Below are 17,884 nucleotides of genomic sequence, written 5' to 3' on the forward strand. Positions count from 1 at the left end.
GGCTTTTTTATTCGTAATACGCTATGGAATAGTAACGTTCAGTTTTTAATTCCCCGTTTAGCTTTTCGGTAATTGTTGCTATATGACCGTGGCTGTCGTAAGTGTACGCCCGCTCAAACTTCATAGGGAGAGGTGTGCGCGAATTAGCATCCGGAATATTTAGCTCCTTAGTAAACTTAAGCCAGTAATTGGTCTCGGCATTTATTTTTACCAGTTTGTTGCCTTCGTATTGGTAGGTGATGTGCCTGTAAAGGGTATCCTGTTTAGCCATCGCTTCTGATAACCTGTTTTGTGCATCGTAAGTGTAATCAACGGCAATATATTTCCCGGCTACTGAGTAATCTGGATAGCGTTCGTTTACCAGGTTTTTGCCTTTATAAGTAAAGTAAGTTACCTGTGCCGGGTCGGGCTTGCCATATCGTATAAGCGAATAGCTTTTTTCTACAGGCAGGTGATCGCTGTTATAAGTATAGCGGTATTCCTGGTGGAAATCTTGCGGGTCGAAATTCGAGCGCACCTGCGCCAGCACCATATCTGTACCCTTGTACTCGAATGTTTTCCGGAGCACTAATTTGCCATTCCTGAAATCATCGCGCTTTATCAATTGTCCCGAAGCATTGTAAGTAAAAATGGCGTCGCCGAAACTCATGGTATCACCATTCATAATATCGCGGTTATGGTACATCAGGTCTTTCCCTTTTGCGTCTCGTATCGATTGGCTTACTGATACCCTGTTTTTGTCGTTAAAGCTGGTGCTTTGCCACTGCCATACCTTGTTGTTGTAAAGTGTTTGAAAGTTAAGTTCACCAGTACGCCTGCCGGCCGAGAAAGAATAACTTTTTGTTTTGTTGCCAGCCTTGTCGTAAAATTCAAGCCTCGAAGTATCTACCCGGCTACCTTTATATTGGTCGAGCTTATTAATAAAAACAAGCGTTTTTATATTCTTGATAGATTGCTGTGCAGCGTACAGGTTAAATTCTACCGATTGTGGTTCAACTTTTACATCGATCAATTCTTGTGCATACAATTCTGTTTTCATTATCAAAAATGCAGCAACAAGTAAAAGGTATGGTGCAGATCGCATGGGCGTTAATTTTTTATCAAATATAACTAATTCGGGTAAGGGGCGTGCCCTGTATATTCAAACAACAACTATTGCCACGCGTTATCCCTAAAAACGTAACACCCATGACCGACCCTAAAGATAAAACCCCGCAATCCCAACCAGATGCTACGCCCGAAGCATCAGAACAGGAAGTGGTTACCAATGCCGAAGAAGCGGGCAAAATTGTAAATACCGATGAAGTGCCCGCTGAAGAGGAAGCCGCCGAAAGCCCTGTAAGCGAGGCCCAGCCGGATACTGCACTGAATACCGATACTGCTATTACCAATACCGATGATGCCAACGGCGACGAGCCCGTGGTGAATTGAAATAATAATTAATTTTTCGGGATGGGTTTTTGCGCGCCAAAGTGGCGTACGAAAACCCGTTTTTCGTTTCGGGAAAGCGCAGCTTTAAATACCCTGAATACGGTATATAGAAAAATGCAGGCGAGGCTAATTTTATAAGCATACCGGTGCCCCTTTCGGCATCGCTCTACAAGGTATGTTTAAATTAAGACGCCCCCTGCTATTACTGCTCCTCTGCATGCTCGCGAACAGCCTTTTCGCGCAGGATAAGCATGTCATCGATTCGCTGTCGGCAAGGCTGAAAATTACGCAGGTGGATTCTTCACGTGCGCGGCTTTATTATAAACTGATGATGGCCGTTGTTGATGCGGATAGTGTTGCTGCGGTGAAATATGCCACTAACGGGCTTGCATTGGCCACTAACAGCAAAGCTTATAAACTGAAAGCAGACATCGAAAACAACCTTGGCACCTTCTACAATTACCGGGGCAACCGCCGGAAAAGCGATTCGCTTATCAATTCGGCACTCAAAATAAGGCTGGCCATTAAAGATAGTATGGGGGCCGCCTATTCGCTCATGAACCTGGGGCACAACAATTACGACCAGAATAATTTTGTGCCCGCCTTGCGGTATTATACTCAGGCGGCGCGCATCCGCCAGCGCATAAATGACCAAAAGGGACTCTCGGGCTCATACATCTGGATCGGTAATGTTTATCTCGAGGGCATTGTTAATTATCCGCTGGCATTGAGCTACTACCAAAAGGCACTGGATATATCGTTACAAATGGGCGACGAGCTAAACCAAAGCTACATATACTCCAATATTGCCAACGTATTAATGTATCAAAAGGCTTATGACGAAGCCTTGCGGTATTATTTAAAATCGCTACAAATCAAACTGAAATTGAATAATGTGCGCGGATTGGGCTCGCTTTATAACAATATTGGTAACCTGTATTTTTATACCAGCAAAATGGAAGAGGCCTTGGCTTACTATAATAAGTCGTTGGCCATACGCCGCGAGCAGGGAGATAAAGTAGGCATTGCTACCTCGTATATTAATATTGCCAATGTGTACCGCCAGCAAAAGATATTACCCAAAGGCGAGAAAATGTTGCTGGAGGCAATAGAACTTTCAAAGGCATTTAATTTTAAACAAGGCCTGCGCGATGGCTACCTGGGCCTGTTCGATCTGTATAACGATAAGAAACAATTTGAGAAGGCTATCAGCTATTACCGCCTTTACGATGCTTATAAGGATTCTATTTTGAACGAAACATCGGCCTTGCAAGCCGCCGAGATACAAACCAAATATGAAACCGAAAGAAAAGAGCAACAGATAAACTTGCTTAATAAGCAAACTGTTATTCAGCAACTTCAAATAAATGAACGTAATACTACTATCATTATAATTTGCATTATATTTATTGCAGCAGTGGCCTTTGGCTACCTGTTTTATAACCGATACCGCCTAAAACAATTAGCTATATTACAGAATGCGGTGATCAAACAGCAGGATATTGCCACAAAGGGTATTATTGATGCTGAAGAGAACGAACGCAAACGCATTGCAGGCGACCTGCATGACGGCGTGGGGCAGCTATTATCGGCCACGCGCATGAACCTTGACACTTTACTGGAAAGGCTGAAGCATAATAACGACGAGAACCTGGAACTGGCCTACAAAACAATGGCCATGGTTGACGAGAGTTGCAAAGAAGTGCGTACTATTGCGCACCAGATGATGCCGAATGTGCTGCTAAAGATGGGGCTGGTATCGGCCCTGCGCGATTTTGTGAATAAGATAGATTCGCAGCGGTTGAAGATAGTTTTAGAAACATCGGGGCTGGATAAAAGGCTGAGCAATAATGTAGAGGTGGTGCTTTACCGCGTGATACAGGAGACGGTGAATAACGTGATAAAACACGCCAAAGCCACTTTGCTTGATATACAGCTGATGCTGGAGGGCGACGAGGTATCGGTTACTATTGAAGACAACGGCATAGGCTTCGACAGTAACGACAAGGAGAATTTTGAAGGCATAGGGCTTAAAAATATAATTACAAGGGTAGAGTACCTGAAGGGGACGGTGGACATTTCTTCATCGCCGGGGGCCGGGGCGTTGGTAGCTATCCTTATACCATTGAACTAAACCATGGGCAGCACCAAAACTATTTTTATTGTGGATGACCACCAGATGGTTATCGACGGGTTAAAACTCATCATCAGTACCATAACCGGCTTTGATGTTATTGGCGAAAGCGTTAGCGCCATACGGGCTTTAGATATGCTGGCCACGGCTAACCCCGATATATTGCTTACCGATGTAAGTATGCCCGAAATGAGCGGCATTGAGTTTACCCGGCTGGTGCGCAAAAAATACCCGCAGATAAAGGTTATAGCCCTAAGCATGTTCAGCGAGAGCCAGGTAGTTGCCGAAATGATAGACGCAGGTGTATCAGGCTATATCCTTAAAAACACCGGCAAGCAGGAACTGATTGAGGCCTTGAGCAAGGTAGCTACAGGCGAAAACTATTTTGGGCCGGATATCACCATGCAGCTGATGAAATCATTCAAACGCAACCAGGAGGAAAGCCGCCTTACCGACAGGGAGATAGAGATCATCAGGATGATAGAGCAGGATTTTGGTAATAAAAAAATAGCGGATATGCTTTTCATCAGCGAGCGCACGGTAGAAACTCACCGCAAAAATATCCTCCGCAAAACCAACACACAATCGGTAGTGGGGTTGCTTAAATACGCTTACGAGCGTAAGATCATTTAATCCTCAAGCCCTTTACATGTTGCCACATACGTGTTAGCACGTACTTAAATATGCCCGTATGGCGGCATTGTAGCGCACAGCTTTCTTTGGCAATTTTGGTGTACACTAACACCCACAAATACACCATGAAAAAGCTTAAAAGCGCAATTTTATTGGCACTGATAGTTGCCACCACCGGTTTCTCTTCTTGCAAAAAAGATAGTAACGGCAATACATCAGGCAAAGGAGCAGCCACCGTGAAAGCATCACTTTACGGTTTCGACGGCACCAGCGGAACAACCTTTTCCAGCACAGCTGCAGGCATTGTAAAAGTAGGCAACATGCTTACCATTACGGCAATAAAAGAAGGCAGTAAAGAATCTATTACCATTGTGTTACAAAATGTAACCGGTACAGGTACATTCGGCCTGCTGCAAGACAATAGCGCAGGCCACGGGGCAATACTTTCTAAAGATTACACCCAACCGGCAGATGGCACATTAAATTACTCTACCAGCCTGCCAAGCCCTACCGGCGTAAAAGGTGGCGGTGAAGTAAAAATTACCACCTTAACCAGTACTACTGCAGAAGGTACTTTTTACATTGTAGGGCATAACTCGGCAGGTAAAGACGGCTTTGTTGAGAACGGAACCTTTAGCGGCAAGGTAAACTAAAAGCCTTTGTTTAGTTGAGTTTATAGTTTTTATGTAAGAACGGCCCCGAGTTTTCGGGGCCGTTGCTTTTTTATTTTTTGTTGTGCGAGAATAGCCAGGGAATTAGCCCGGGCTCGGCAAATGCGCTGTCCCAGCTGTTGTGGTTGGCATCGGGATAGAGTGTGAACTTTGGCTCGGCACCAGCCTCTTTAAGGGCTGCTACCATCACTTCCGAATGATCTGGCGGTACTACATCATCTTTGCCGCCATGGAATATCCACAGAGGTACTTTCTTAGCATACTTTTCGGCATTGTTAGTATTATCGCCACCGCAAATGGTAAACGCAGCTGCAAATACTTTTGGCTTACGGCGCAGCATCTCAAACGTGCCCATACCGCCCATGGATAGGCCGCCTATGTAAACCTGCTTTTTGTTGATGTAGGGTTTATCCAGCATTTGGTCTACCAGACCAAGCAATGTGGCCATAGCAGCCGTAGGTTCGCCGCCTTCCTGGAAATGGAACTGGCGTTTGCCAAATTGGTTGGTATCGATTTTTACATTGCTCCAGTAGCTGTTTTTGGGGCATTGCGGGTACACTACAATAGCGGGGTATTTATCGCGCACGGTATCAGCCAAAAATAGCTTAGGGCCATAGGCTAACTGTACATTATTATCGTTACCGCGCTCGCCTGCACCATGCAATACAAATAGCAGCGGGTATTGCTGCTTTGGGTCGAAATTGCGGGGGAACAGGATGCGGTAGGGTAGGGTATCGGTTTTGTTGATGAAGGTGCCCCTGTCGAAAGCAGAGTTGTCCTGTATCTGCGCCTGCGCAAAAAAAGGAAATGCCAGGTACAAAGCACCCAGCATTCCGGTTATTAATAGTTTCTTTAGCGTCATGTTATCAGTTTAAGGTAAGCTGTATATGTTTATCCCAGCCCGATATAAACCACGTCATGCTGAACTTGTTTCAGCCCCCCATCATATAAGCCGCATTGCACTTCCGATTTGCATGCGGGCTACCTGCCGTGTGGGTTGCCGAAATAAATTCGGCATGACGTATCTTCTTATTTCAGGGCCTCGGACATGTTTAGTAAACGCAAATAAATTGAAATTAATCTACGCTACCTAAACATTTAAACCGCCGGCACCTTAAAACTGCTTACTTTTTGCTGATATACGGGCTTTGGAAATCCAGTTTCTTCAAACCGTTCTGTACTTCGGGGCAACTCATGAAAAGGTTCCAGAGTAAGCCGCTGCGGTAGTTCTCAATCATTACCACTATCGGCCCCTGATCGATGGCTAAGTATGATTTGGCGTACCAATCTTTCTGCTCGCTGAAAGCATCGGTAAAGCCATATTCGCCCCAAATCTTATCGCCCAGGTCGTAATAGAAATGGCGAAGTGCCTGCATCGATTGTTTTGGCGTGTACGGGAATGCCGATAGCGCTGCCGTTGGCGTAATTACCCCCAAATCGTTAGTGGGCGAGTGGGCGTTGTAACCCTCGTAATTATCGCTGGCGGTTAGGCCCCAGCAGTTTTCGCCGTAGCCTTTAAACTTTTTAGGGTTATCTACGCAGTAATCGTGATTGATCAAAGTATGATTAAGGTTTTGTTCCCAGTAATCGGCATAGCGGTCTTTAAGCCCGGTAGGATTTAAGCCCAGGAACGAATACTGCGAGAAGAACAGCGGGCCCCCATAATCGAAGCCCAAGGGTAACTTATGGCCATAAAAAGTTTGCCCGTTCTTAAAGAAATCGCTTTGGGCCCAGCCGCGGTGGTAAAGGTCGGCACTCACAGGGTAGCGCTCGCCCGATTCGGCAAGGATGTAGGTGATCAAACACTCGTTAAAGCCACGGATAGGGAAATTCATCACCCAGCCGTTGTTGGGGCTCCAGTGCCAATAAAGGTTATCGCGGCCGCCCTGGGTATACCAGCTCCACTCAATTTCGCCCCACATCCAGCTTATTACATCGCGTATGTGGCGTTCTTTTGGTGTATTGGCAGTGAAGTATTGCTTAGCGCATAAAAGCCCCTGGAACAGGTACGATGTTTCTACCAGGTCGCCGCCATCATCTTTACGGCCAAAGCGGATGGTTTTACCCGTTTCGCCATTTAGCCAGTGCGGGAAAACGCCGTGGTAAGCATCTGCCTTCCATAAAAAATCCACCATTTTGGTCATGCGGTCTACCGCCTGCTCGTGAGTGATGAATTTGCGGTGGTCGGCCACGATGAGCGACATAATGCCGAAGCCCGAGCCGCCGGTGGTAATTACCTCGTTACCATAATCGAAAGCAACGTTGCTGCGTTCACGCGCAAGCCCGCTGGTGGGGTGCCCAAAATCCCAAAAATAACGGAAAGTTTGGCGCTGCACTACATCTAAAAGCGCGCTGTCGCCCAGGTTTTTTATAATGCCTACCGGCTTAATGCCATCGGCGGCTTGTTTGGTTTTTTGAGCAAAACCGCCCAGTGCTATCAGCGATAGCAGCAATAAGGAGGAAATTTTTTTCATAACGTTTTTTTAAATTATCAGAGGTTAGGGCTGCTAAAGCCGAGGCCTTTCATACCGGTTTTTACTTCGGGGCAGCTCATGAACAGGTTCCACAATAAGCCGCTACGGTAGTTCTCTATCATCACTATCTCGGGTCCCTGGTCAATAGCCAAATACGAGTTAGCGAACCATGGGTTGCTCAGGTTAAAGGCATCATAAAAGCCATAATCGCCCCAAAGCTTATCGCCCAGCTTGTAATAGAAAAAGCGCAGTGCCGCCATAGATTGGGTTGGCGTATAAGGCAGCGATGATATTGCCGCCGTTGGTGCAATTACCCCTACATCGTTATTAGGCGCGCTTGCCGTGTAGCCGTTTTCAATGTCGCTGGCGGTAAGGCCCCAGCAATTGGCGCTGTAACCGTTATAGCTTTTGGGGTTGGCCACGCAGTAGTTGTAGTTGATGAGCGTATGGTTTTTGGCCTGCTCTTCGTAATTGGCATAAGCATCGGTAAGCCCCGTAGGGTTTATACCCATGAAAGAATAATGCTCGAAGAACAACGGACCGCCCTGTGCAGGGCCTAAGGGTAGTTGCACACCGTAATAGGTGCTGCCATTTTTCATGCCGCCGTTTTGTGCCCAGCCGTTATCATACACTTCTTTAGGGATGCTGTGGGTTGGAGATGCCGCTGCAAGGGCGTACACCATAAGCGCTTCGTTCCAGCCGGCAATTTTCATGTTAATGGCCCAGCCGTTGCTTGGGCTCCAATGCCAGTACAGTACGTTTTGGTTGCCTTGCCTAAACCAGTCCCACTCTACATTTTGGTAAATGGTGTTGATATCGGCACGCAAAGCGGTTTCATCAGCACCGGCACCGTTAAAATATTGGCGGGCAGTAAGCAATCCTTCTATCAGGTAAGCTGTCTCTACCAGGTCGGCGCCGTTATCCAGTGCGCTGAAGGGTTGTACGGCACCTGTAGCGCCGTTCAGCCAATGCGGGAATGCGCCATGAAAAGTAGCAGCCTTAGTTTTTAAAAAGCCCACTATCTTTTGCATACGGGCCAAACCATCGGCACGGCTAATGAAGTTGCGGTTAACGCCAACCACCAAAGCCATAATGCCGAAGCCCGAGCCGCCGGTAGTTACAACATCGCCGCTGCTGTTACGCTCACGCGCAAGGCCGCTGGTAGGGTGCCCAAAATCGTAAAAGTATTTAAAGGTTTGCTTTTGAACGAGCTCAAGCAGGGCATCGTCAGAAATGGTGGGGAATTTGTCGTTAGGGTCAACAGCGGTGGTCAGGCTAACATCAACACCCGACTGCAGAAAACCGCCTTTGGTAGACTTTAAGGCCGTAGTAACGCTTAACGTATATTTTTGGATAGCACCAAGAGTAGGTGCAACTACCACCGTGCTATCGCCGTTTTTGTAGGTCACCATAAAGGGGGCCATTGCGCCACTACGGTCTTTTAAAGTCAATGCGTTGTTAACCGAATTATGGTCTACTGCTGCCAGAAACGAAATTTCGATAGAGGGGGCTTTGCCAACATTGTTGTAAGTGAGCCCGTTGGTAACCCCATCAACCTTTAGCGTATTAAAGCTGAACGAGGTAGCCGTTGGCGGGTTTACCGGCGGTGTTGGCGTAGGCGTACTGCTTTTACCGCAGGCGGCCAGCGCAAACAATAAACATATCCCGGCAAATTGCTTTAATTCTCTCATCTCTCACGTGTTATATTAACCGGCCGCAGCCTCAAAAAGTTCATAAAAAAAGGCTGCCCGGCCATTACGCCGGGGCAACCTACAAATTAACCCAATATTACTTTCCGCGGCCTTCCAGTTTTACGATGGCACTAACTTCCAGATCTGTTAAGGCTTTGTTATATATCCTTACCTCATCAAGTTTACCCGTTAAGTAGCTTGCCCAAGGTTCGGCACCATGCGATGTTGTTTGGCTTGGTGAGGTCATGAACTGCACGCAGCCAAATACAATTTTGCCGGTGTTTTTGAAGTTTAACGGACCGGTAAGCCCGCCAACCGTTGCTTGTTTCACCCGCGAACCGTTAACATAAAGTTTGCAGTTACCGGTGGCTTCGTCATACGATACACCGATGTTCACAAACTTATCAAACAGGTTTGGCACATCGTTCACCTCAAAGGTTTTATCATCAGTGCCGTTGAACATGTGTATTCTTAATTTACCTGCAGCGTTAGTACTGCCGTTCTCAATAAATATTTCCAAATTACCCCAAAACTGGGTTGTGTTAGCCAGGCTGAATAAGCCGATAACACCGTTTGATGGCGGGGGCGTATTTACCCATTCGGTAAGTGTAAAGCTTTTAAGGCCTGTTACGCTTGCCGATGGATCGGTAAGCACCCAGGCGTTGCTGGCGCCTTGTAAGGCGCTGCCTTTAACACCTGTATTGAACGTGGTGCCGGTAGCGGTGCCCGCTGTTTTAGATACACTGTCTACCAAATTATCGTCGAACGACCATTTTGCCACCAGGTTTGATGTGGCTACTTCATTAGCGCTGGTGTAACCGCCAATATCCAGCGGCGGCGCATAAGTTGAAGCGTCAAATTGTTTTTGGCATGATGCCAACCCAACCCCGATAAGTGCCAGGGCCATCAATTTTATATTTAATTTTTTCATGATGATCTTTTCTGAATGATTAATAACCCGGGTTTTGTGTTAAAACGCCTGTTGCAAGGTCGATCTCGTTTTGCGGTATAGGCCAAACTTCGTTTTTATTAGCCTTCCAGCCTTTAGGGCCAAATATTTCGGCCGCGCGGCCCTGGCGTATCACATCGAAGTAGCGGTCAAACTCCATAGCCAATTCAACCTGGCGCTCGTGCCATATGGCGGTACGTAATGCGCCCTGATCGGTAGTGGTTACTTTTGGCAATATTGCCGCGTTGCCTGCACGTGCACGTGCCCTTACCACCTCTAAGGAAGCGATTGCTTGTGCAGCGTTACCGGTTTCGTTGGCCGCTTCTGCATTCATCAGTAATACTTCGGCGTAACGTATCACCCTTACGTTTTGGTCTTCGCCCTGGTTAGAGGTAAAAGGCACGCTTTTAGGTACGTACGATTTTTGGTTGTAACGTGGGTTTGGCCCGGTAAGCTCAATTACATCGCCTTGCGGAGTAGTTTCGCCACGGAAGATGATGGTTGCATCCATACGCGGATCGCCCGGCTCAAATGCGGCTACCAAAGCATCGGTAGGTACATTGAAGCCCCAGCCCAGGTTAAGGTTGCCAGGTACACCTTGTATTTGCGAATACTGGCTTGTTGAAGCACCCGGAATACTGGCCAAATTTTGGCATTGCACCTCGAATACCGACTCCGAATTGTTTTCGTTGGCAATGCGGAATGATTTTTCAAAATCAGGGAACAATGAGTAACCCATGCCCATTACCTGGTTGGTGTAATTTAAAACGTCCGCCCATTTTTTAAGGTACATGGCCACTTTTGCATGTAAGGCAAGTGCTGCCCCTTTTGTTGCACGGCCTATATCGGCTGCACCATAACTTTGTGGCAGAACAGCTGCGGCTTCAGTAAGGTCTTTCTCAATAAAGGCGTAAACATCTGCTTTGGCTGTGCGAGGCAAGTTATATTCGCTTGCATCTACAGGCACATGGTCTCTTAAAACTACATCGCCAAAAGCGCGTACCAACCTAAAGTAATTGTAGGCGCGTACAAATTTTGCTTCGGCCAAGTATCTTGACTTCAGGTTGGCATCCATGGCAATAGCCGGAACGTTGTCCAATACCTGATTACAAAGGTTTATACTTTGGTATTGGCCTTTCCAAAAGTCTTCTAATTGGCCATCTGTTGCGGTTACGGTAAAGTTATCGTAAGCGTTCATAAAACTGGCATCTGCAGGCGTGCTGCCTTTTTCAGTTTCGTCTGAGCCAAGGCTTTCTACGGCCATGGGCGCAAATGCGGTTTGTTTCCATTCGCGCAGGTTACCATATATTGAATTTACTGCCTTAGCGGCATCTTCAGGAGTTTTAAAAAATTCCTGGCTGGGCAATTGGCCCTGAGGTGGGACATCTAAAAAATCTTTTTTGCATCCCTGCGATATCATCAGCACCGCGCAAGTACTTAAAGCCAGTGCGTATTTAAAGTTTTTGTTAAGCATAACTTAGCGTATTTTTACGGTTAAAAAGAAACATTTACACCAAAATTGTAGGTTGCATATAGCGGGAATGCGCCATTATCGATACCTGCATTGGTAGGCGAGCCGCCAACTTCGGGGTTGAAACCTTTGTAGCTAAATGAATTGTAAATGTTTTGAGCGCTCGCATATACTCTCACCCGTTTCATGAACATTTTTGTGGCCAGGGCCGATGGCAAAGTATAACCCAACTGCAAGTTGCGGATACGGAAGTAAGCGCCGCTTTCTACAAAAAATGAGTTTGGTTTATAGTTGTTGCCACCGCCGATATTGGCAGATGGGTAGGTATTAGAAGTACCTTCGCCATGCCAGCGGTTGTCATAAAAATCTTTTGTAAAGTTTTCAGAACCGTAACGCAGGCCTTTATTGGCATTATAAACATCAACACCGGCAACACCTTGCAAGTCGATGGTAAGGTCGAATTCCTTATAATTCAAGGTTGTGTTTAAGCCATAAAGGTATTTAGGGTTAGGGTTGCCAATAACCGCGCGGTCTTTGGCATCTATAGCGCCATCGTTGTTCAAGTCTTTATACCTGAAATCGCCTGGTTTTGCATCTTTTTGGCTGGATGCAGCTATCTCCGCAGCATTTTGGAATACGCCGTCTACTACCAAACCATAAAACTGGCCAATAGGCTGGCCTAAAATGGTACGGGTGCTCAATTGGCCACCTGTTGCCGCTGCGCCACCGCCATAAATAGGGTTTTGGCCTGTAATGGTAGATAATACTTTGTTGTTATTGATACTAAAGTTACCGTTGACGGTGTATGAGAAATCGGCATTTATTTGGCCGCGCCATCCGGCAGAAAACTCAAAGCCTTCGTTTTGGAAGGTGGCCTGGTTGCCAATGATGGTGCCACCGCTTGTACCTAACGACCCTAAAATAGGTATGGCAAATATGCCTTGCTCCGTTTTCTTTTTGTAATAATCGGCCTCGAAGGTTAAGCGGCTATTCAGGAAGGCCATTTCAAGGCCTATATCTGTACCAACGCCGCGCTCCCAATAAGTAACCGGTGGTACAATAGTAGTAATGTTAGCACCTGTAGAAGCTACGCCATTATAAATAGCGGCAAAACCTGCCGAATTGTTAACAGTTTGTACCGAAAGGTTGGCTGGCACCGATGCGTTACCAATTTTACCCCAGCTACCTCTAAGTTTCAAATTGTCAAAAATGTGCTGGTTTTGCATGAAAGGCTCGCTGCTGATAACCCAGCCGGCACCTACCGACGGGAAGTACCCCCAGCGCTGGTTGCCGATGAATTTAGAAGAACCATCGGCACGCATAGAGGCATTAAGCAAATACCTGTTTTTGAAAGAATAGTTTATTCTGCCAAAGTAAGATTGATAGGTTGCAAGGTCGCCGCTATCAGTTACCGTGTTAGGGAATTGCTGGTCGTTAGAACCAACGCGAAGGTAAAGGTCGGCATCGCTGGTGTAAGGTACATTTTGTGCGGTAGCAACAATGTTATACGATTTGTAACGCTGAGAGGATTGGCCGGCAAGCACGGTTAGGTGGTGGTCTTTAAACGTTTTATCGAAAGTAAGCGTGTTCTCCTGTATCCAATTCCTTACCTCTGCCCTTGATACGTTGAGGTCGCTGTTGTCATTGAATTGTGCCGCCGTAGCTTTATAAGCCGGGCTGTAACCCAACACTTCGCCTTCGCCAAATTCGCCACCAAAGCTGCTGCGTAAAGTTAAAAAGCTGGCCAGCTTTATCTCGGCGAACATATTACCTGTAATGCGGTAGTTTTTAGAGCGCTGATTAAAGAAATCTAACTGTGCTTTGGGGTTGTTGGTAGCGTTGCCAATAGGGAAATCGGCAGGGTCGCCGTAAGTGCCATCGGCGTAAAATACCGGTACAACAGGTGCGGCTGTAAACGCTTTGTAAATAAGGCCGCCCGGTGCATCTTTAGAGAAGCTGTGCTGAATAACAGCGTTGTAGCCTAATTTTAAAAACTTAGTTGCCTGTACATCCTGTTGCATATGGGTAGTAAGGCGGTCGTAATTGTTACCGGTTACTACGCCTTGCTGTTTAAGGTAGCCCGCTGAGAACGAATAGCTCGATTTGTCGGTGCTTCCGCTAACGGTTAGGTCATGCTTCATGGTAAATGCGTCGCGCAGAACTGTATTAAGCCAGTTGGTGCCCTGCCCAAACTTATTAGGGTCGGCAAAGGTTAGCGGATCATTTGGGAACTGTATTTTATTCAGTTCGTTTATCATGGTTGCATACTCGGTGGCATTTGCTAACGCCGGTTGGTTGGTTACTTTTTGCCAGCCTGCATATGCGCTGTAATTGATGGTTGGTGCACCCTTACCTTTTTTAGTAGTAACAAGTACAACACCATTGGCGGCGCGTACACCGTAGATAGATTCAGAAGAAGCATCTTTAAGGATGCTCATGTTCTCGATATCGTTAGGGTTCAGGAAGCTGATATCATCAAACCATACACCATCTACCACATACAGAGGGTTGGCGTTACCGTATACTGTACCAACACCGCGAATGCGAATCTCCGGTGAAGCACCTGGATTTCCATTATTGGTGATTTGTACGCCGGCAACTTTACCCTGTAACGAGCTTATTGCATTGGTAGATGCTTGCTTAGATATGTCATCCCCCTTCACAGAAGCAACAGATCCGGTAACATCCAGCTTGCGCTGGGTACCGTAACCTACTACCACTACCTGCTGTAATTCGGTGGCTGATGATTCTAATTTAATATCGATGTTGGTGCGCCCGCTTACAGGCACGGTTTGGGTGGTATAGCCTATATAAGATACCTGGAGTGTTGCGGTAGATGCGGCATTTACCGAGAAATTGCCGTTAACATCTGTTTGGGAACCTGCTGATGTACCTTGTACGCCAACTGTAACGCCAATAAGCGCCTCGCCGGTTTTAGCGTCGGTAACTTTACCTTTTACGATAATGTTTTGCGCTGAAGCGAAAGTTGAGAAAAAAGTAAACAATAGAAGTAACCCTGAGATTTTGTAAATTCTCTTCATAGTGGGTAATTGGTTTGTTAGTACTTGGGTTAATTGGTTTTTTGTGAGGTCGAAATTGCGGAGTTAAAATAATTTTATCAAATAATGTTACTCTACATTATTACATCATCAACTGTTTACTTTCTCATGAAATTCTAATGAAAAATATAAACAAAAGATAATCAACTATTTGAACTATAGATAGTGTATAAAATACATACTACAAACTTATTAAAAGATGTATTTTTTACACTATGTGCTATGAGAGGTAATGATGTAGTGTTATAGCTCGATGAGAAACTCCACAAGGTTCTTATCGTGCTCCAGATTGAGCTTCTTACGCAGCCTGTAACGCCGAATTTCGACCCCGCGGAGCGAGATATTGAGCAACGAGGCCATTTCTTTACTGCTCATGTTCATGCGCAGGTAGGCGCATAGTTTAAGGTCGTTGGGTACCAGGTCGGGGTGGCCTGTTTTTAGCTTTTTAAAGAAGTTTTCGTGTGCTTCGTTAAAGCTGCGTTCGAAAATGTTCCAGTCGCGCTCATCGCTCATGCCCTCGTCTATTACGTGATGTATCTTTTTGAGCTGCTCTTCAGGAAGTTTTTTGCCGGCGTTATCTTTCAGCTTGTTTATTTCTTCGCTCAGCTTTTGCAGGAGCTCGTTTTTGTAAACAATGTTCATGGCGCTGTTGGCCAGTTCGCGGTTCTTGCTGGCCAAGTCGGCCTGCAATTGTTCGTTTTTTATGGTGACGATGTGCTGCTCATTGGCGATGGCTTCGCGCTGCAAAAACTCTTCGTGCTCGCGTTGTAGCTTTTGCTGTATCTGGGCCTGGTGGCGGCGAAGTTTGAGGCGGTAATAATGCCTGATAACATAGTAAGCCAGTACCGCCAGCGCAGCATAAAACAAAAAGGCAATCTTGCTTAAATACCACGGGGGCAGAACGGTAAAGGTGAGCGTAGTTATTTCGGATACGTTCTCATCGTTAATTTTTGCACGGGCTTTAAAGCTGTAGGTGCCTTGCGGCAGGTTTGTAAAATCTTTTTGGCTTTGCAGCGTCCAATCGCTCCATTGGCGCGAATAACCATCAAGGTAGTATTGAAATTTTACCTTGCCCTGCCGGTAATAAGGCAAGCTATAGGATATGCGGATGTTGTTTTGGTTGTAAGGTAACTCAAGGTTGTTGTTACCGGCACCAATATCGCTTATCACGGTAACCTTATCGGTAATGTTTTCTATCTGCCTCATCAGCACTGCCGGTAGTTTTTGGCGTTGCTGCTGCCTGGCGTCTTCATCATTTAAAATAACAAAGCCATCATCCACGCTGATGAGATACACCTGGTTATTAATAAGGTTGATATTCTCGTAATTGCGCAGCATCTGCCCATCTAACATACTGAAGCGGGCCGAATCGATATTCAGTTTGCCGGGGACTGATAAGTCGGCAAGTGCTACTTTGCCATGGTTGATGAACCAGTACTTTTTGCCAACAGCAGCTATTACTTTGTTCGATGATGAGAAAGTATGCAAGCTGTTGTTGAGCTGGGTGTATTTGTAAAAGCGGTCGGTAATATCATCGTAAACGTAGAAACCCGATTCGGACGAGAATACCACGCGGTTATCTAAATTGAAAACGCCGATGTTGTAGCTATCGGGCAGGCCCGAGTTTTTGTCGTAGTACTTTTTGCTGGCTACGCGTTTCAGGTCGGGCGTAAGGGTAACTTTATAAATACCTTTGTAAGCGTGGCTCACCCATATTTGACCTTTACTATCCTGTTCTACATAGCGCGATGGTTCGCCGAAGCCTTCTATTTTATTTTCGAAAACCCAATTGCCGGCGGCATCTTTATGGTATATGAGCAAGCCGGTGTAGGTGCCCTGTATCAGTTTATCGGTATTGAATTTTTTGAGCGTCCAGCCGCCGTTGAGCGAAGATATTTTGGTGATGCTGCCTCCATTTACCTGGAAAGTGCCATCATTATGGCCGCAAAGCAGGCGGCCGTCTTGTAGCGATAATTCCCATACCTGCCCCTGAGAACCGGGTATCAGTTGAAAATCGAAGCTTTGGAACAAGCGTTTGGCACCGGCGCCCGGCCAATCGCTATAGAACAAGCCTTGGTTGGTGCCCAGGTATATTTTGTTGTTGAAAATAATGCTGGAATACACCGTACCAAAGCGGCCGCTTTTATCGAAATAGAAATAGAGGGGTGAGTTTACCTCTATACGGTCGATACCGTTATCCAGGCCGGCCCAAAGGTTTTGCTGTGCATCTATATAAAGGCTCAGCACCGTATTGTTTTGCAGCCCGCCCGATTTGTTGATGTGTTGCACCACGTTGCCCGCACTATCTATGATGACAATACCATTCAGGATGGTGCCGTAGGCAAAGTACTTGCCTGCTATTACTACGCCATTGTTTAGTTGCGCATTCTTCAGGAAATCAGTTGCCTGGTTTTGCCATGGAGTTACTTGCTTGCCATCGTAAATAAACAAGCCGTTTTTTGCTGTGCCAATGAGGTATTGGCCGGGACGGAAGGGGAGTACCGAAAGTACGCGACTACCTAAAATATTACTGCCCTCGATGTAAGTGAGCTTTTCGCCTTTTAGCTCGAACAGCCCTGCATCCACTTCCTCAACAAAATATCTTCCCGCCGTGCGGAACAGGAACAGGAATGGTTTAGGTGCCTTTACTACGCTTATTTTGCCGCCGGAATAGATGTATAAAGAGCCGAAGGATTGGAAGATAACGCGGTTTGGTTCGATGTATATTTTCCAGGTTTCCTCGTTAACGGGCTGGTATTTTTTAGGGACGAGGTGTGTAAGCGAACGGTATTTCAGGAAGCCATTTTGGTTTTCCCAATAACCAAACTCGCCAAAGCCACCCGAATATATTTTGCCTTTGCCATCGGCCGCTACCGAACGTACGATGAGCCCATTGGGCATACGGTTTAGCTGCCAGTATTTACCATCGAATGAGAGCAGTCCCTCATCGTTACCAAAATACATTACGCCATGCTCATCCCGTGTTACCGACCAGTTTTGGTTGCCGCTTTGGTATTGCGCCTTGGTATAATTTTGTACATAGGGCACACCAATACTTTTTATATCGGTAGCAAACGCGCCAATAGCAATGAACAGAGAGAGTATTAACGGCAGAACGTATTTACGCATAGGCTTATGCAGCGATGGGTTGCTGCCATTTACAACACGAAAATACAGTTTTGCGATTGAATAAAAAGAAATAAGGGGCTAAGCTTCCCTGCCGTTTCGGTTAAGCCCAATGCGCTTCCTTTCCTAAAGGGAAGTTTTACAACAATGGTTTTAAAAAATGAACCACCCCCATCACTCCTTCAAAACTTATATCCTCCATCTCGAAAAGTTCATCTATCTGCTCCGAAACTTCTATTAATTCT

At 46.2% G+C, this 17,884-nt stretch carries 12 protein-coding genes; 4 read left to right on the top strand and 8 right to left on the bottom strand.

Annotated elements, in window-relative coordinates; genetic code table 11:
* Window positions 1-7: 7 nt before the first annotated feature.
* Window positions 8-1,039: a hypothetical protein gene (locus BC343_RS08810; RefSeq protein WP_078347405.1), complete on the bottom strand. Its 1,032-nt coding sequence runs from the start codon at window positions 1,037-1,039 to the stop codon at window positions 8-10.
* Window positions 1,040-1,128: 89 nt separating this feature from the next.
* On the opposite strand from BC343_RS08810, the gene BC343_RS08815 reads away from it, so the two are divergent.
* The 4 genes from BC343_RS08815 to BC343_RS08830 all read left to right on the top strand — a co-directional run bounded on the left by BC343_RS08815 (window position 1,129) and on the right by BC343_RS08830 (window position 4,851).
* Window positions 1,129-1,431: a hypothetical protein gene (locus tag BC343_RS08815; RefSeq protein WP_143822120.1), complete on the top strand. Its 303-nt coding sequence runs from the start codon at window positions 1,129-1,131 to the stop codon at window positions 1,429-1,431.
* A 217-nt stretch (window positions 1,432-1,648) separates the two neighbouring features.
* The gene (locus tag BC343_RS08820; protein ID WP_162276841.1) at window positions 1,649-3,565 is read left to right on the top strand and encodes a tetratricopeptide repeat-containing sensor histidine kinase; all 1,917 of its coding nucleotides are present in this window, start codon (window positions 1,649-1,651) and stop codon (window positions 3,563-3,565) included.
* Window positions 3,566-3,568: 3 nt separating this feature from the next.
* Window positions 3,569-4,198, top strand: a complete 630-nt coding sequence (locus BC343_RS08825; RefSeq protein WP_078347408.1) for a response regulator — start codon at window positions 3,569-3,571, stop codon at window positions 4,196-4,198.
* A 125-nt stretch (window positions 4,199-4,323) separates the two neighbouring features.
* Window positions 4,324-4,851, top strand: coding sequence for a hypothetical protein (locus tag BC343_RS08830; RefSeq protein WP_078347409.1), 528 nt, complete (start codon window positions 4,324-4,326; stop codon window positions 4,849-4,851).
* A 70-nt stretch (window positions 4,852-4,921) separates the two neighbouring features.
* Here the strand turns inward: BC343_RS08830 and BC343_RS08835 are convergent, their stop codons facing one another.
* The 7 genes from BC343_RS08835 to BC343_RS08865 all read right to left on the bottom strand — a co-directional run bounded on the left by BC343_RS08835 (window position 4,922) and on the right by BC343_RS08865 (window position 17,642).
* Window positions 4,922-5,731, bottom strand: a complete 810-nt coding sequence (locus tag BC343_RS08835) for a carboxylesterase family protein (protein WP_078347410.1) — start codon at window positions 5,729-5,731, stop codon at window positions 4,922-4,924.
* Between the two features lie 262 nt (window positions 5,732-5,993).
* Window positions 5,994-7,343 carry a glucoamylase family protein gene (locus tag BC343_RS08840; RefSeq protein WP_078347411.1) on the bottom strand — a complete coding sequence of 450 codons (1,350 nt, stop codon included), beginning with the start codon at window positions 7,341-7,343 and terminating at the stop codon, window positions 5,994-5,996.
* Window positions 7,344-7,360: 17 nt separating this feature from the next.
* On the bottom strand, window positions 7,361-9,034 hold the full coding sequence (locus BC343_RS08845) for a glucoamylase family protein (RefSeq protein ID WP_078347412.1): 1,674 nt from the start codon (window positions 9,032-9,034) through the stop codon (window positions 7,361-7,363).
* Window positions 9,035-9,131: 97 nt separating this feature from the next.
* Entirely contained in the window at window positions 9,132-9,965 is an 834-nt protein-coding gene (locus BC343_RS08850) for a LamG domain-containing protein (protein WP_078347413.1), read from the bottom strand.
* A gap of 19 nt (window positions 9,966-9,984) precedes the next feature.
* Window positions 9,985-11,457, bottom strand: a complete 1,473-nt coding sequence (locus tag BC343_RS08855; protein ID WP_078347414.1) for a RagB/SusD family nutrient uptake outer membrane protein — start codon at window positions 11,455-11,457, stop codon at window positions 9,985-9,987.
* A gap of 20 nt (window positions 11,458-11,477) precedes the next feature.
* On the bottom strand, window positions 11,478-14,495 hold the full coding sequence (locus BC343_RS08860) for a SusC/RagA family TonB-linked outer membrane protein (protein ID WP_078347415.1): 3,018 nt from the start codon (window positions 14,493-14,495) through the stop codon (window positions 11,478-11,480).
* 261 nt (window positions 14,496-14,756) lie between these two features.
* Window positions 14,757-17,642, bottom strand: a complete 2,886-nt coding sequence (locus tag BC343_RS08865; RefSeq protein ID WP_078347416.1) for a triple tyrosine motif-containing protein — start codon at window positions 17,640-17,642, stop codon at window positions 14,757-14,759.
* Window positions 17,643-17,884: the final 242 nt, after the last annotated feature.

It is taken from the genome of Mucilaginibacter pedocola (assembly GCF_002013915.1).
Lineage (GTDB): Bacteria > Bacteroidota > Bacteroidia > Sphingobacteriales > Sphingobacteriaceae > Mucilaginibacter > Mucilaginibacter pedocola.

Excerpts from the sequence above, each read along its gene's own strand:
- BC343_RS08810 (WP_078347405.1), bottom strand. The coding sequence starts at position 1,039 with ATGAAAACAGAATTGTATGCACAAGAATTGATCGATGTAAAAGTTGAA.
- BC343_RS08820 (WP_162276841.1), top strand. The coding sequence starts at position 1,649 with ATGCTCGCGAACAGCCTTTTCGCGCAGGATAAGCATGTCATCGATTCG.
- BC343_RS08825 (WP_078347408.1), top strand. The coding sequence starts at position 3,569 with ATGGGCAGCACCAAAACTATTTTTATTGTGGATGACCACCAGATGGTT.
- BC343_RS08830 (WP_078347409.1), top strand. The coding sequence starts at position 4,324 with ATGAAAAAGCTTAAAAGCGCAATTTTATTGGCACTGATAGTTGCCACC.
- BC343_RS08835 (WP_078347410.1), bottom strand. The coding sequence starts at position 5,731 with ATGACGCTAAAGAAACTATTAATAACCGGAATGCTGGGTGCTTTGTAC.
- BC343_RS08840 (WP_078347411.1), bottom strand. The coding sequence starts at position 7,343 with ATGAAAAAAATTTCCTCCTTATTGCTGCTATCGCTGATAGCACTGGGC.
- BC343_RS08845 (WP_078347412.1), bottom strand. The coding sequence starts at position 9,034 with ATGAGAGAATTAAAGCAATTTGCCGGGATATGTTTATTGTTTGCGCTG.
- BC343_RS08850 (WP_078347413.1), bottom strand. The coding sequence starts at position 9,965 with ATGAAAAAATTAAATATAAAATTGATGGCCCTGGCACTTATCGGGGTT.
- BC343_RS08855 (WP_078347414.1), bottom strand. The coding sequence starts at position 11,457 with ATGCTTAACAAAAACTTTAAATACGCACTGGCTTTAAGTACTTGCGCG.
- BC343_RS08860 (WP_078347415.1), bottom strand. The coding sequence starts at position 14,495 with ATGAAGAGAATTTACAAAATCTCAGGGTTACTTCTATTGTTTACTTTT.
- BC343_RS08865 (WP_078347416.1), bottom strand. The coding sequence starts at position 17,642 with ATGCGTAAATACGTTCTGCCGTTAATACTCTCTCTGTTCATTGCTATT.